This is a genomic window from Actinoplanes sp. NPDC049668, assembly GCF_044465445.1.
Lineage (GTDB): Bacteria > Actinomycetota > Actinomycetes > Mycobacteriales > Micromonosporaceae > Actinoplanes.
This window is the reverse complement of the sequence record NZ_JBITLR010000006.1, coordinates 423683-437353: the sequence shown is the minus strand read 5'-3', so window position 1 is coordinate 437353 and position 13671 is coordinate 423683. Positions and strand designations below refer to the sequence as shown.

8 protein-coding genes are annotated in these 13671 nt (G+C 71.2%); 4 read left to right on the top strand and 4 right to left on the bottom strand.

Annotated features, from left to right (window positions below; translation table 11 throughout):
* Positions 1-159 precede the first annotated feature (159 nt).
* Positions 160-1140: a LacI family DNA-binding transcriptional regulator gene (locus tag ACIBSW_RS26595; protein ID WP_354723978.1), complete on the top strand. Its 981-nt coding sequence runs from the start codon at positions 160-162 to the stop codon at positions 1138-1140.
* On the opposite strand, the gene ACIBSW_RS26590 is transcribed toward ACIBSW_RS26595, so the two are convergent.
* The 3 genes from ACIBSW_RS26590 to ACIBSW_RS26580 form a co-directional block, all read right to left on the bottom strand.
* Entirely contained in the window at positions 1127-3340 is a 2214-nt protein-coding gene (locus ACIBSW_RS26590) for a discoidin domain-containing protein (RefSeq protein WP_354723980.1), read from the bottom strand. The genes ACIBSW_RS26595 and ACIBSW_RS26590 overlap by 14 nt on opposite strands.
* 511 nt (positions 3341-3851) lie before the next feature.
* Positions 3852-5273 carry a glycine hydroxymethyltransferase gene (locus ACIBSW_RS26585; protein WP_354723982.1) on the bottom strand — a complete coding sequence of 474 codons (1422 nt, stop codon included), beginning with the start codon at positions 5271-5273 and terminating at the stop codon, positions 3852-3854.
* A 178-nt stretch (positions 5274-5451) separates the two neighbouring features.
* The gene (locus tag ACIBSW_RS26580; protein WP_354723984.1) at positions 5452-8415 is read right to left on the bottom strand and encodes a discoidin domain-containing protein; all 2964 of its coding nucleotides are present in this window, start codon (positions 8413-8415) and stop codon (positions 5452-5454) included.
* A gap of 378 nt (positions 8416-8793) precedes the next feature.
* Between ACIBSW_RS26580 and ACIBSW_RS26575 the strand changes: the two genes are divergently transcribed.
* The 3 genes from ACIBSW_RS26575 to ACIBSW_RS26565 all read left to right on the top strand — a co-directional run bounded on the left by ACIBSW_RS26575 (position 8794) and on the right by ACIBSW_RS26565 (position 11810).
* On the top strand, positions 8794-9351 hold the full coding sequence (locus ACIBSW_RS26575; RefSeq protein ID WP_354730837.1) for a copper resistance CopC family protein: 558 nt from the start codon (positions 8794-8796) through the stop codon (positions 9349-9351).
* Between the two features lie 224 nt (positions 9352-9575).
* Positions 9576-10382, top strand: a complete 807-nt coding sequence (locus tag ACIBSW_RS26570; protein WP_404799461.1) for an RNA polymerase sigma factor SigF — start codon at positions 9576-9578, stop codon at positions 10380-10382.
* A 93-nt stretch (positions 10383-10475) separates the two neighbouring features.
* Positions 10476-11810, top strand: coding sequence for an alpha-amylase family glycosyl hydrolase (locus ACIBSW_RS26565; RefSeq protein ID WP_354728317.1), 1335 nt, complete (start codon positions 10476-10478; stop codon positions 11808-11810).
* Here ACIBSW_RS26565 and ACIBSW_RS26560 read toward each other — a convergent pair.
* Entirely contained in the window at positions 11779-13560 is a 1782-nt protein-coding gene (locus ACIBSW_RS26560) for a sulfatase (RefSeq protein WP_354728315.1), read from the bottom strand. The two genes, ACIBSW_RS26565 and ACIBSW_RS26560, sit on opposite strands and share 32 nt — an antisense overlap.
* Between the last annotated feature and the right edge of the window lie 111 nt (positions 13561-13671).

The following is a 13671-nucleotide window of genomic DNA, read 5'->3' as shown; positions in this document are numbered from 1 at the left end:
CTCCAAATCGATTTAGCCGAAATAGCGAGACAACGTTGTCTTGCAGTAGACGTCTCGCCGCATCGAGTGTCAACAATTAGTTTCCGTATCGTTGCATTGCGTGATCATCATTAGATGTCGATCTACTCAGGGGGGACCATGACGGAGGGGAGGCCGACGATGAACGACGTCGCCCGCACCGCCGGGGTCAGCCTCAAGACCGTCTCCCGGGTCGTGAACGGCGAGACCACCGTGGACCCCACCCTTGCCGCGCGGGTCCGCGCCGCGGTCGCCGCGCTGAACTACCGCCGGCACCTCGGCGCGAGCATGCTGCGCCGAATGGACCGGCGGACCGGAACCATCGGGCTGCTGATCGACGACGTCGGAAACCCGTTCTCCGCCGCCCTGCTCCGGGCGGTCGAGGACGCGGCCCGCGCGCGCGGCGTACACGTGCTGGCCGGCAGCCTCGACGGGGATCCCGACCGCGAGCGCGAGCTGGTCCGGGCCTTCGCCCGGCGGCACGCCGACGGCCTGATCCTCGCGCCGGCCGGCCCGGACCAGGGCTATCTCGCCGCGGAACTGCCGCCGGACGTCCCGGTCGTCTTCCTGGAGCGGCCGGCCACCGGATTCGCGGCCGACGCGGTGCTTACCGGCGACGCCGCCGGTGCGCTGCGGGCCGTCCGGCACCTGATCGGGTACGGGCATCGCCACATCGCATACCTCGGAGACCCGGCGACCCGCGAGCGCCGCCAGGGCTACCTCGCCGCGCTCGGAGCCCTCGGGCTGCGCCCGGTCATGGTCGACGGACTGCGCGGTTCACCGGCCGCCGAGGCGGCCACCCGGAGCCTGCTCGGGCGCCCGCGGCCGCCGACCGCCCTGTTCACCGGCCGGAATCTGATCACCATCGGCGCCGTGCGGGCGCTGCGCGGGCTCGGCCGGCACCTCGACGCGGCCCTCGTCGGCTTCGACGACTTCCTCCTGGCCGATCTGCTCGAACCCGCGATCACGGTGGTCGCACAGGACCCGGCCGCGATGGGCGAAGCGGCGGCCCGGGCGCTCTTCGAGCGCATCGACGGGTACGCGGAGGAGCCGCGCGAGATCAGCGTGGCGACGACGCTGATCCCGCGCGGCTCCGGAGAGGTGCCTCCTACGGGAAGTTGACGATGTTGACCGGCACCGTCGCCGTCCCCTGCGCGGGGCCGCCGGTGTTGTTGACGACGTGGTCGATGACCCCGTTGCCGCCCAGCGACACGGTGAAGATGTTGTGCAGCCGCACCCCGGAGTTGACCGGGACCTCGAAGCCGCGGTCCGAGTGCACCTGCGGGTTGACGTTGAAGTAGCAGTAGCTGCCCATCGCCCAGGCCTCGTGGCTGGTCACGCTGTCGGCGACCTTGTACGCCGCGTACCCGTTGGCGCCGGAGCGCCAGGTGGCGTTGTTCGGCGGGTCGTACGGCTGCTCGTTCTGCAGGAAGTAGGTGCGGCCGCCGTTGCCGTTCCAGATCACCTCGTACTTCTGGTAGTGCTCGACGAAGAGGCCGTACCCGGTGACGTTCTGGCCGTTGACGATCAGGCCGCTGTCCGCCGTGTTGACCGTCCAGCCGTAGGTGCCGGCGTTGCCGTGGTCGGCGCGCCAGGCCCAGATGTGGTCGATGATCGTGTTGTTGCTGTTGATCAGCAGGCTGTTGGTCGCCTTGCCCGCGATCGAGCCGCCGATCCGGAAGAAGACGTCCTGGACCGTGGTCGGGTTCGCGGCGTGCCCGGCCGAGGAGCCGTTCGGGCCGATCACCAGCAGGTTCGCCGAGTTGGTCGTGCCCGCGTCGAAGAGCAGGCCGGCGATCTTCACGCCGTCCACGTCGGCCACCTGCATCGGCGTGACGCCGCCGTCCGGGATGATCGTGGCGTAGCCGAGGCCGAGCACGACGGTGTTCGCCCGGGTCACGTTGATCGTCTGGTTGACGTGGTAGATGCCCGGCTGGAAGAGCAGGTTGAGGCCCTGCGCGAGGGCGTTGTTGATGGTCGCGGCGCTGTCACCGGGCTTGGCCACGTAGAACTGCGTCAGCGGGATCGCCGTGCCCGGGGTGTTGCCGTTGGCCCAGGTCACGCCGGCCGCGTTGGTCTGCAGGTTCGGTACGAACACCTGGTACGCGCCGCCGGCCTGGTACAGGTACGGCTTCTCCCGGATGACCGGCGTGGTGCCGATCGTGGTGTACGGCGGGTTCGGGAAGCTCGACGCCGGCGCGCCCTGCACCCCGACGAACGTCTGGTTCCACACCGCGTTCAGGCTCGAGCCGATGGTGCTGTTGCGGGTGAACCACTGCTGCTGCGAGTACTGCTGCTCGGAGCCGCTGATCCGCGAGTCGGCGATGTAGCCGCCGGACGCCCAGCCGTAGCCGGCCGGCGCGAGGTTGAGGTCGCCGTGAATGTCCATCCGGCGGAACGGCGCGGCCTGCGAGACGGCCCAGCGGTTGGCGCCGGAGACCGGGTAGACCGACAGGTTCTCCACCGAGCGCCAGAAGTTCTGGGTGGCGTTGCCCTGGAACCAGCCCGCGTCGACGGTGATGTCACCGTTGATCCGGGTGTCCTGCGGGTTCTGGCCCAGGCCCAGCACCGAGGTGTAGAAGCCGACCTGGATGTTCAGGCCGTTGTAGGTGCCCGGCTTGAACGCGAGCACGTAGCGCTGCAGGCCGAACTGGTTCGACTCCTGCTGCCGGAAGATCGTGTCGGCCTGGCTCTGGATCGAGGCGCTCGACATGGACGGGTCGAAGACGATCACGTTCGCGCCGAGGCTGCCGCCGCCGGGCACGGTCGGGCCGGTCGGCGGCGTCGTCGGGGTGGTGGTGCCGCCGAAGATCTTGAACTCCCAGAGTGAGTAGCCGTACTGGGTGGCCCGCTCAGTGCCGTACATCCGCACGTAGCGGGCGGTGGCCGAGACCGCGAGGCTCTGCACGCCGGCGACGCCCGCGGTGGCCGCGGTCGCGTCGGTCCAGGTGCTGCCGTTCGCGGAGGTCTGAATCCGGAAGGTCCTGGCGAACGCCGCCTCCCAGTTCAGCTCGACCCGGGTGATCGCCGAGCTGGCGCCGAGGTCGACCTGCAGCCACTGCGGGTCGGCGAACGCCGAGGACCAGCGGGTGCCGGCGTCGCCGTCCACGGCGGCGGTGGCCGGGAACACCCCGGGGTTCTCCGACGACGAGGCGGTGGCCGGCTTGCCCTGCGACAGCAGGGTCTCGGCGGCCGAGGCACTCAGCGCGGTGACCGCGCCGAAGCCCGCGACGACTGCGGCGACCAGGGCTCCGGTGGCGGCGAGGCGCCATCCGGTGCGAGTTCGTCTCTCCAGGACCGCGGAGGGATCGGGGATGACCATTGCGTCTCCTAGACACGGCGGTACGGGCGCGGGGGATGCGCGTCCGGGTGGGAGCCGGGGAAAGCTCCCGATGGGGATAGCGGGAGGCGCTCTCAGAGAGAGCGCTCCCCCGATTCCTGGACGCTAGGTTCGTAACGCTCATGTGTCAAAGGTGAGTCCAAAAGTTAAGCGTCGATGGATCGCGCCCGCCCGGCCGCGACGACCGCCTCACTTTGTGTGACCGACACTCCGCCTCATCGGCCTTGAGCTGCAATTAGGACTGACGCAGCGACCGATGGGGTTTGCACCCGAGCGATCCTCCGGGCGGCCACGACGGGCCCACCCGGGCCTCGATAACGATTGTCCGCCCAGGGATCGACGCGCCCGAATGAGCTTGGACTTGCAAGACGATCATTACCGACATGCTATGCAAATAGGACGCTGCGACAGAATATGGGGAAGCGCTTCCCCGACCCGCCCGTCAGACGACGAAGGGCCGCGCCCGGCGGACGCGGCCCTTCACGGTCGGGGATCAGCCGAGGTCGACGCTCGGGTAGAGCGGGAAGTCCGCGAGCAGCTCGGTGGCCTGCTTCGAGATGCGGTCGGACACCGCGGCGTCCAGGTCGAACTTCGCCTTGGAGGCGCCGGGCTTGGTGCTGCTCAGCACCGTGTGCATGAGCTCGGCGATCTGATCCATCTCCGCCGCGCCGAGGCCGCGGGTGGTCAGCGCCGGCGTGCCGATGCGGATGCCGGAGGTGTACCAGGCGCCGTTCGGGTCCTGCGGGATCGAGTTGCGGTTCGTGACGATGCCCGAGTCGAGCAGCGCCTGCTCCGCCTGACGACCGGTCAGGCCGTACTTGTCGACGTCGATCAGCACCAGGTGGTTGTCGGTGCCGCCGCTGACGACCGTGGCGCCGCGGCTGGTCAGGCCGGCCGCGAGCGCCTGGGAGTTGTCGACGATGCGCTGCGCGTAGTCGGCGAACTCGGGGCGGCGGGCCTCGGCGAACGCGATCGCCTTGGCCGCCATCACGTGCGAGAGCGGGCCGCCGAGCACCATCGGGCAGCCGCGGTCGACCTGGTCGGAGAGCTCCGGCTGGCAGAAGACCGCGCCGCCGCGGGGGCCGCGCAGGCTCTTGTGCGTCGTCGTGGTGACGATGTGCGCGTTCGGGATCGGGTCGAAGTCGCCGGTGAAGACCTTGCCGGCGACCAGGCCCGCGAAGTGCGCCATGTCGACCATGAAGGTCGCGCCGACCTCGTCGGCGATCTCCCGCATGATGCGGAAGTTCACCTTGCGGGGGTACGCCGAGTAGCCGCCGACGATGACCAGCGGCCGGAACTCCTTCGCCGAGGCACGCAGCGCCGCGTAGTCGATCTGGCCGGTCGCCGGGTCGACGCCGTAGCTGCGCTGGTCGAACATCTTGCCGGAGATGTTGGGCCGGAAGCCGTGGGTGAGGTGCCCGCCGGCGTCGAGCGACATGCCGAGCATGCGCTGGTTGCCGAACGCGGACCGCAGCTCGGCCCACTCGGCGTCGGTCATGTCGTTGACGTTGCGCTTCTGCGCCTTGGCCAGCGCCGGCGCCTCGACCCGGTCGGCGAGGATCGCCCAGTACGCGACCAGGTTGGCGTCGATGCCGGAGTGCGGCTGCACGTACGCGTACGGCGCGTTGAACAGGGCCTTGGCGTGCTCGACCGCGACCGCCTCGACGGTGTCGACGTTCTGGCAGCCGGCGTAGAAGCGGCGGCCGATGGTGCCCTCCGCGTACTTGTCGCTGAGCCAGTTGCCCATGGCGAGCAGCACGGCGGGAGAGGCGTAGTTCTCGGACGCGATCAGCTTGAGGGACTCGCGCTGGTCCGTGAGCTCCTTGGCGATCGCGTCGGCGATGCGGGGCTCGACGGCGCGTACCGCCTCGAGGGCGGAACGGAAAGCGGTCGACTCGGCATTCAGTGCGGACATCGGACCTCCCTATCACAGGTGAAGAGGCCCAGGCGCACGGCAGGTCGTCCAGCGGACCGGTCTCCACGAGACGGGGCCGCTCCACGATGGTTGGCCCATCCGAACGCGCCAGTCACGGCCCGCCGAACAGCATACCGGCGTCGTCCACGCCACGCACATTTCGGGCGCGGCCGACCGGTCACAACACCGCGAGCTCGATCAGCTCCGCGTCGCCGGGGCGCCACCCCTCGACCGCCACGGCGACATAGCGGGCCCGATCGCCGAGCGCCGAGTAGGTCAGGCCGTCGGCGGAGGCCTCGATGCGCCACTTCCGGTGGCGCCCCCTCGACCAGGTCAGGCGGACGTCGTCGACCGCGACGACCGCGCCGAGGTCCACCACCATCCGGCCGGACTCCCCCGGCCGCCAGGCCGTGCGGGGGTCGCCGTCGACCGCGCGCGCGGGCGGGTTCATGCCGGCGGGCAGCGGCGAGGTCGGGAACGTGGTGCGGCCGCGGGCCAGGTCGGCGGTCGGCGTCACCGGATGCCCCGGTACGACCAGGGTGCGGGACCGGCCGGCCCGCAGCCGCACCCGGGCGGACCAGGAGCCGGCCCGGACCGTGAGGTCGACCCGGCGCCGGGCGGGCGCGGTGATCTGGAGGTGGTTCGAGTCCCGGGCCTCGAACCGGGTGCCGTCCGGGGCCGGCTCGTCGAGCAGGAAGCGCGGCGGCTCGACGACGGCCGTGCCGCCCGCCAGGCTCGTCGCCCACTCGAGGCCCTTGCCGCGGGCGGTCTGCTTGCCGCGATAGATGCGCCGGCCGGACGGGAGGCGCACGGCGGCGTCCACCCGGGCGGGGGTGAGGTTGAAGACGCTGAGGTAGCCGTCGGCGTCGCTGATCAGCAGGCCCTCGGCGGTGGGCAGGGTGCGGGCGGCGGCCGCGGCCAGGTTCGTCGTGGTGCCCGGGTAGCCCTCGATGACGGGCGCCGGCGCGGAGACCGCGCCCGCGCTCACCACGATCTTGCGGGACGTGCCGTGCGTGACGATGCCGAACCGGCCGTCGACGCCGACCCAGCCGGACGCGGACCGGGTCTCCGGGACGGCGGCCGCGTCGGTCCAGGTCAGGCCGTCGGTCGAGGTCTGGATCACAAAACCCTTGCCGTACGCGGCCTCCCAGTCGATCCGCACGCCGGCCACCTTCACGGCGGAGCCGAGGTCGACCGCGAGCCAGCTGTCGGCCCGGCCGCGCTCCTCGCGGGCGACCGCCCAGCGGGTCTCCGGATTGCCGTCGGTGGCGTTGCGCGCCGGGTTCCAGATGTCCTCGGAGGAGGCCGTCGGCATCGCGCCCTGCGCCAGGTCGGCGCCCTTGGTGTCGAGGACCGCGAAGGTGAAGATCGAGTAGCCGAACTCGGTGCCGGGCTCGCGGCCGAGCATCCGCACCCAGCGGGCGTCGCGCGGGCTGAAGGTGACGCCCGCCTTGCCCTGGTCGCCGAGCACCGCGCCGCCGTCCGGCGTGGTGAAGCGCCGCTTGCCGGACAGGCCGGGCATCCCGGGCATGTCGAGGGTGAAGAGGGTCAGGCGGCCCTCGCCGGACAGGCCGGTGCTCGCATAGACGACCGCGCCGGTGGGCAGGGTGGCGAAGCCCGCGGCGCGGTCGCCGTCGAAGGCGAGCACGGTCGCGGTCGCGTCGAGACCGTCGCGGTTGCGCTGGTACGCCCGGGTCCAGCTGCCGGTCGGTCGACTGCCGGCGGGCAGGAAGGCCGGCTCCCGGGTGTCGATCAGCCAGTTGTCGTGCTTGGGCTGCCACAGGAAGTTCACGAAGCCGGCCTTGGTGACCGCGCCGGCGAACGCGTGCTCGGACTGGTGCGCGGTCAGCCCGACCTCCTTGCCGAAGTCCCGGGTGCCGCCGGCCCGGCGGAAGAACTCGGCCCGGCCGACCGGCTGGACCGGGCGGGTGCGCAGGCGGTGGAACAGGTAGGAGATGGCCAGCTCGGCGCGGGCCTCGGGCTCGTACTTCTCCTCGCCGCTGAACTTCGTGAGCCGGTACTTCGGCTCGTACCGCAGGTAGGGCATCAGGCGCTCGGCCAGGTCGGCCTCGGCGCGGGCGGCGTCGCGGTCGCCCTGCACCTGCGCGAGGAACGCGAGCGGGAGGACGTCCCGGCCGTACAGGTGGTAGCGGTCGGCGACCATCGGCATCACCGGCTCGCCGGCGTCGCTGGCCAGCAGCCGCAGCGTGGCCCACAGCTGCTCGCCGTTCGGCGCGGCGGTGAGCACCTGCGGCAGCGGGCGGCCGGCGAGCAGGAAGTGGATCGCGGCGCGGCCCGCCATCCGCCAGAGCTCGGCCTGGTAGTGCGGGTTGACCGACCCGTGGTTCTCCACGATGAAGGTGTCGTGCAGGTTGTGCGCGGTGGTCCGCAGGTCGATCCGCTCGCCGTCGACGACGGCGGGGTTGGCGAGGTCGGCGACCGGCAGGCCGCTCGCGTTCGTCGCCCACAGCAGGAAGCGCTCCTGCCACCCCTCGGCCGCCTCGTCCGAGGCCCCGGCCCAGGCGAGGCCGGGCGCGAGGGCCTGCGCGTATACGCCCATCTCCTCCAGCCGGGTGTCGCCGGCCCAGCCGCCGGTCGTGCCGCGCGGCGACCAGCCGCCGCTGAGCGGGTCGTCGTCGGAGCCCAGGCCGTACGCGTACGCCGCCTGACCCGCCGCGATCCGGTCGATGTTCGCGCGGGTCTGCTCGTCCAGGTCGTCCCAGAGCAGCCGGGCGGCGAGGACGAAGTACAGCTCGAAGGTGGAGTCCCAGAAGAGCCGCCGGCCCCACTCGGTGCCGCCGGCCAGCCGGTTGGTGGCGGCGTACCGCGCGATGGTGGCGAGCGTCTTCGCCTTGAGGGTCGGCGCGTCGACGTCGGCGAGCCGCGGGTCGTAGTCGTCCATGCGGAGCAGTACCGCGTTGCCGAGGACGGAGACGAAGCAGAAGTCGGCGGCGCGGTAGGCGCCGATCCCGGTGTCCCACTGCTCCTCCACCCAGCGGGTGTGCGCGTGCAGCGCCTCGCGGTAGCGTTCGGCGACCGGGTCCGGCGTGGCGGCAAGGGCGCGTCCGGGCAGGGTGAGGGCACCACTGATACCGCCGACGCCCGCCAGCGCGAGCAGCTGGCGGCGGGACAGGGCGAGCAAGGAACCTCCCGGGCAGATCAGAATGCCGATGACAGCCTTCGCGCCTGCCCCAAAGACTGTCAAATCACCATTTGGGCACGATCCCCGTTCCATCGTGGCCGCGACGGATTTCGATCCGCCGGAGACCGTGGTCCAGCATGCCGGACCGGGCACGCCGACCGCCCACGGCGAGAGCCAGGTCACTGCGGTTCGCGGCGGCGCTAGTTCCGGAACTTAGATTGCTTGCTTGTTAACTAATGCATCGATGAAAATGACTTCACCGTCCCCAGCAGCACGTTCCCCCGCGCCGTGGCGCCGGCCCCACCCGAGGCCGGCGCCACGGCCGTATCCGGGGCGGGCGGGTGGCTGGCCGGGTACCCGCTCGGCTAGGAAGTACGGATGCGTCTCCTTCGTATCGTCGCCGCCGCCCTGACCGCGGCCCTGCTCGCCGCCCTGACCGCCGCCCCCGCGTGGGCGCACAACGCGTTGGTGGAGGCGACGCCCGGCAAGTCCGCGAAGCTGAAGACGGCGCCGGAGGAGGTCCGGCTGAGGTTCCTGCAGAAGCTGGACGCCGACCGTACGACCATCGTGGTGACCGACGCCGGGGGACGCGAGGTGCCGGCCTCCGCGCCGAAGGCCGACGGCAAGACGGGCTCGATCACGTTCACGGAGCCGCTGCCGAACGGGGCGTACACCGTGACCTACGGGGTGGTCTCGCAGGACGGTCACCCGGTACAGGGCAAGTACTCGTTCACCGTGAACGCGGCCGCGCCATCGACCTCGCCCGCGTCCCCGGCGTCGCCGCCGGCCGCGCCAACCACGGTCGCGGCTCCGGTTCCGGTCGCCCAGGAGGAGGAAAAGGGCGGGGCCGGCTGGCTGCCCATCGCCGCGGTGATCGGCGTAATCGCCCTGGTGGGGGCGGTCGGCGTCGCCCTGCTCCGGCGCCGCCGCCCCTGAGCCCGTCCACTGTGATCGCATGGTTACTTAACGTGACTCATACTTTCGGCTAGTCATCTATGGCCCACTCGGCTAACCTCTGCATAACCGAACGGCCATACGTGCCCGGACGGCGGTGATCCATCGATCGCCGTCGGCCCCGAGCCGAAAGCGATACCTTGCCCGACCCGGGCCCGGCGAAACGCCGGGCCGGCTCTCCGGACAGGTGACAAGGAGGACACGAGATGACTGTCATGCAGTCCACCGGGACGAGGACCAAGCCGGCGATCAGCACGGCACCGGCGGAGAGCGCCGCCGATCTGCTGAACGCGATGGCGGCGATGCCGGCCGGTCACCCCTCCCGCGCGTCGCTTCGGGACCGGGCGATCGAGGCCTGGCTGCCGCTCGCCCGCCACCTCGCACACCGCTACTCCGGCCGCGGCGAACCCACCGACGACCTCGTCCAGACCGCCACCGTCGGCCTCATCAAAGCCGTCGACAAGTTCGACCCCGACCGCGGCGTCGACTTCGCCGGCTACGCCATCCCCACCATCATCGGCGAGATCAAGCGCCACTTCCGCGACCGCACCTGGTCCGTACGCGTACCCCGCCGCCTACAGGAACTGCGCCTGGCCATCACCGAGGCCAACAGCACCCTCACCCACACCCTCGGCCGCTCACCCACCGTCGCCGACATCGCCGTCCACCTCGGCGTCACCGAGGAAGACGTCCTGGAAGGCCTCGAAGGCGCCCGCGCCTACAACGCCACCAGCCTCTCCACCCCGATCAGCGCCGACGGCACCACCGAACTCGGCGACACCCTCGGCGACACCGACCACGAGTTCGAGGTCGCCGAAACCCGCGTCGCCCTCGGACCGGCCCTGGCCACCCTCGACGAACGCGAGCAGAAGATCCTCACCCTGCGCTTCTACGGCAACCTGACCCAGTCCCAGATCGCCGACCAGATCGGCATCTCCCAGATGCACGTCAGCCGCCTGCTCACCAAGGCACTGACCAAGCTGCGCGGCCAGCTGGCCAGCGAGCTGCTCTGACCCGCACCCGGACACCCAGACACGCAGATCGCCGGCCCGGTTCGGGCCGGCGTTCTGCGTATGCTCACGCGTGCGAGAAAGCGAGTTGATGCCGTGAGCGAGCCCGGCTGGGTGGAGCACGCCGTGTGGTGGCAGGTCTACCCGCTCGGCTTCACCGGCGCGTACCCGGACGGCGGCGCGGGCGGCGGGCTCGCTCGGATCACCGACTGGCTGGACTACGCGATCGAGCTGGGCGCCTCGGGGCTCCTGCTCGGCCCGGTCTTCGCGTCCGAGACGCACGGCTACGACACGGTCGACCACCTCCGGATCGACCCCCGGCTCGGCGACGACGCCGACTTCGACGCGCTGATCGCCGCGGCGCACGACCGCGGGCTGCGGGTGCTGCTCGACGGCGTCTTCAACCACGTCGGCCGGGGGCACGCCGCCTTCCAGGCGGTGCTCGCGCAGGGTGGCGACGCGCCGACCGCGGGCTGGTTCCGGGCCGCCCGCCCCGACGGCGGCGGCGCGCCGCGGTACGAGACGTTCGAGGGGCACGACGCGCTGGTCGCGCTCAACCACTCCGAGCCGGCCGTCGCCGACTACGTCGCCGGCGTGATGACGCACTGGCTGCGGCGCGGCGCGGACGGCTGGCGGCTGGACGCCGCGTACGCGGTCCCGGCCGAGTTCTGGGCCGGCGTGCTGCCGCGGGTCCGCGCCGAATTCCCCGGCGCGTACCTGCTGGGCGAGGTCATCCACGGCGACTACGCCGACTTCGTGGCGCGCTCCACGGTGGACTCCGTGACGCAGTACGAGCTCTGGAAGGCCGTGTGGAGCGCGCTCAACGAGGGAAACTTCTTCGAGCTCGCCTGGGCGCTGGACCGGCACAACACGTTCCTGGACACCTTCGTGCCGCAGACGTTCGTCGGCAACCACGACGTGACGCGGCTGGCCAGCCGGATCACCGACCCGCGGCACCTGCCGCACGCCCTCGCGCTGCTGCTCACGGTCGGCGGCACGCCGTCGGTGTACTCGGGCGACGAGCAGGGCTTCACCGGCGTCAAGCAGGACCGCGAGCACGGCGACGACGCGGTCCGGCCGCCGTTCCCCGAACGCCCGGACGACCTCGCGCCGTACGGCCGGCCGCTCTTTCACCTGCACCAGGAGTTGATCGGGCTACGCCGGCGGCACCCGTGGCTGCACCGCGCCCGGACGAGCACGGTGCACCTGACCAACGAGCAGTTCGCCTACGAGGCCGCGGCGGGCGGCCATCGACTGCTGGTGGCCCTGAACGCCGGCGCCGACCCCGCCGAGCTTCCCGTGGCGCACGCGACGAGCGTCCTGCACGGCGAGGCGAAGCTGAGCGCGCCCGGCTCGGCCGCCGCGACGGTGGCGCTGCCCGCCGCCGGCTGGGCGGTGCTCAGCGCTGAGGCGGCGAGAGCGCCCGGCTGACGTCGTCCGACGGCCCGTACGCGGTCAGGAACCTGTCCCGGAACTCGTTCATCCGCCAGACCGGCGCCGCCGGGGCCGGCTTGAGCCCGTCGGTCCAGCCCCAGTCGGCGATCTTGTCGAGCACGGTCTTGTCCTTGGCGACGATGGTGATCGGCACGTCGTGGCTGGCGCCCTCGCCCGTCACGATCTTCGAGGCCTGGTGGTCGCCGAGGAAGACCATGACGGTGTTCTCGTCGCCGTACAGCTCCAGCCAAGTGGTGATCGTGGTGAGCGTGTACTGGATGGACCGCGAGTACTCCCGCTGCACCTTGGCCGGGTCCTTCCAGATCGCCTTCGGCCGCTTGCCTTCCTTCTGGATCTGCTTGTAGATCGAGCCGTCGCCGACGTCGTTCCAGTCGATGAACTGCGGGATCGGCGCCCACGGCGTGTGGCTCGACACCAGCGGCATCTCGACCATCATCGGCGCGTGCGCGGGCCCGTGCACGTTCTTCTCGAACCAGGACATGGTGTACTGATCCGGTTGCGGCGCCCAGCTGAACTTGGGGCCGACGTAGCCGGTGTTGCGCGAGTCGTACACCCGGTTGTAGCCGTAGAAGCTGCCCTCCGGGAACGCCTTGGTGGCGCCCGGCATCACGCTCACGGTGTCGAACCCGGCCTTCTTGAACGCCATCGTCATGGTCAGCCGGTCGCTGGCCATCAGGTTGCGGTACCGCTGCTGGTTATCGATCCACACGCCGGACAGGAAGGTGGAGTGCGCCAGCCAGCTGTTGCCGCCGTACGTCGACGAGGCGAGGAAGCCGCTCTTGGCCGCGAAGCCGGCCTTCTTGAGGCTCTCGGTGCCCTCGGCGAGCACCTCGAGGGTGCCGGGGGCCAGCTTCGGGTCCTCGATCGCGGAGCGGCCGTAGCTCTCGACGAAGGTGAAGAAGACGTCCTTGCCGCGCAGCCCGGTCAGCAGCTGGTCGCCCGGGGTGTCCGCGAAGGCGTCGTTCGCGGCCTCCCGGGCGAAGTTCTTCTCGTCCTGCAGGCCCGAGACGACGGCGCCCGCCCGGTTGTAGACGTAGAGCGCCGAGCTGCGGGCGGCCACCGGGATGTTGAAGACCTGCACGCCGAGCAGCAGCATGACCAGCCAGACCGCGGTGCCGGTGATGGCCGTGCCCGCGGTGGCCCGGCGGTGCGCGGCGGCGACCCTGGTGATCCGCATCGCCGCCAGGCTGGTCAGCGCCAGGATGGCGACGACCAGCAGGACGACCCCGACCAGCGCGCCCTTGGCGCCGGCGTCGCCGACCGTGTCCTTGAGGAAGGACTGCGCGTCGTCCAGCAGCTCCCAGTCGAGCACCAGGTCGAACGGCCGGTTCAGGGTCTCGTTGAAGCCCATGTCGATCATCTTCAGGACGGTCAGCAGGCCCAGCCCGGCGCCGAGCACGCCCGCGGCGATCCGCTTCCACCGGCCGGGCAGCAGGATGATCAGGCCGACGGCGACGAAGCCCTCGATGGGCAGCCGCAGGTAGGTGCCCGGGCGCTCCAGCCGGCTGATCACGTTGGGCATGATCAGCGCGGCGAAGACCAGCACGATCGCCGAAACGGTGAGTACATGCCCGGCGATCCGCCGGATCCGGCCCCGCGTGGGCGCGGCCTCCGCCTCGGCCACCGCGGTGTCCGCCTGCGGTTTCGGCTCGGCCTCGACCGCAGCCTCCGCTTTTTCGGCGCGGCGGAACCGTGCGACGAGTGCTTCGCGTACCGAACCAGACAAGACGTGGCCCTCCTCCGGGACATTCCCATCAGAGGAACGGATCTCGGCGGCCGGTAGTTCAATCGGCGGTCACGGCCCGATCCGTACGAACGGGAAGAACGGGCCCAGGAG

Coding starts and splice junctions, on each gene's coding strand:
- ACIBSW_RS26570 (WP_404799461.1), top strand. CDS start 9,576: ATGACTGTCATGCAGTCCACCGGGACGAGGACCAAGCCGGCGATCAGC.
- ACIBSW_RS26575 (WP_354730837.1), top strand. CDS start 8,794: ATGCGTCTCCTTCGTATCGTCGCCGCCGCCCTGACCGCGGCCCTGCTC.
- ACIBSW_RS26595 (WP_354723978.1), top strand. CDS start 160: ATGAACGACGTCGCCCGCACCGCCGGGGTCAGCCTCAAGACCGTCTCC.
- ACIBSW_RS26585 (WP_354723982.1), bottom strand. CDS start 5,273: ATGTCCGCACTGAATGCCGAGTCGACCGCTTTCCGTTCCGCCCTCGAG.
- ACIBSW_RS26590 (WP_354723980.1), bottom strand. CDS start 3,340: ATGGTCATCCCCGATCCCTCCGCGGTCCTGGAGAGACGAACTCGCACC.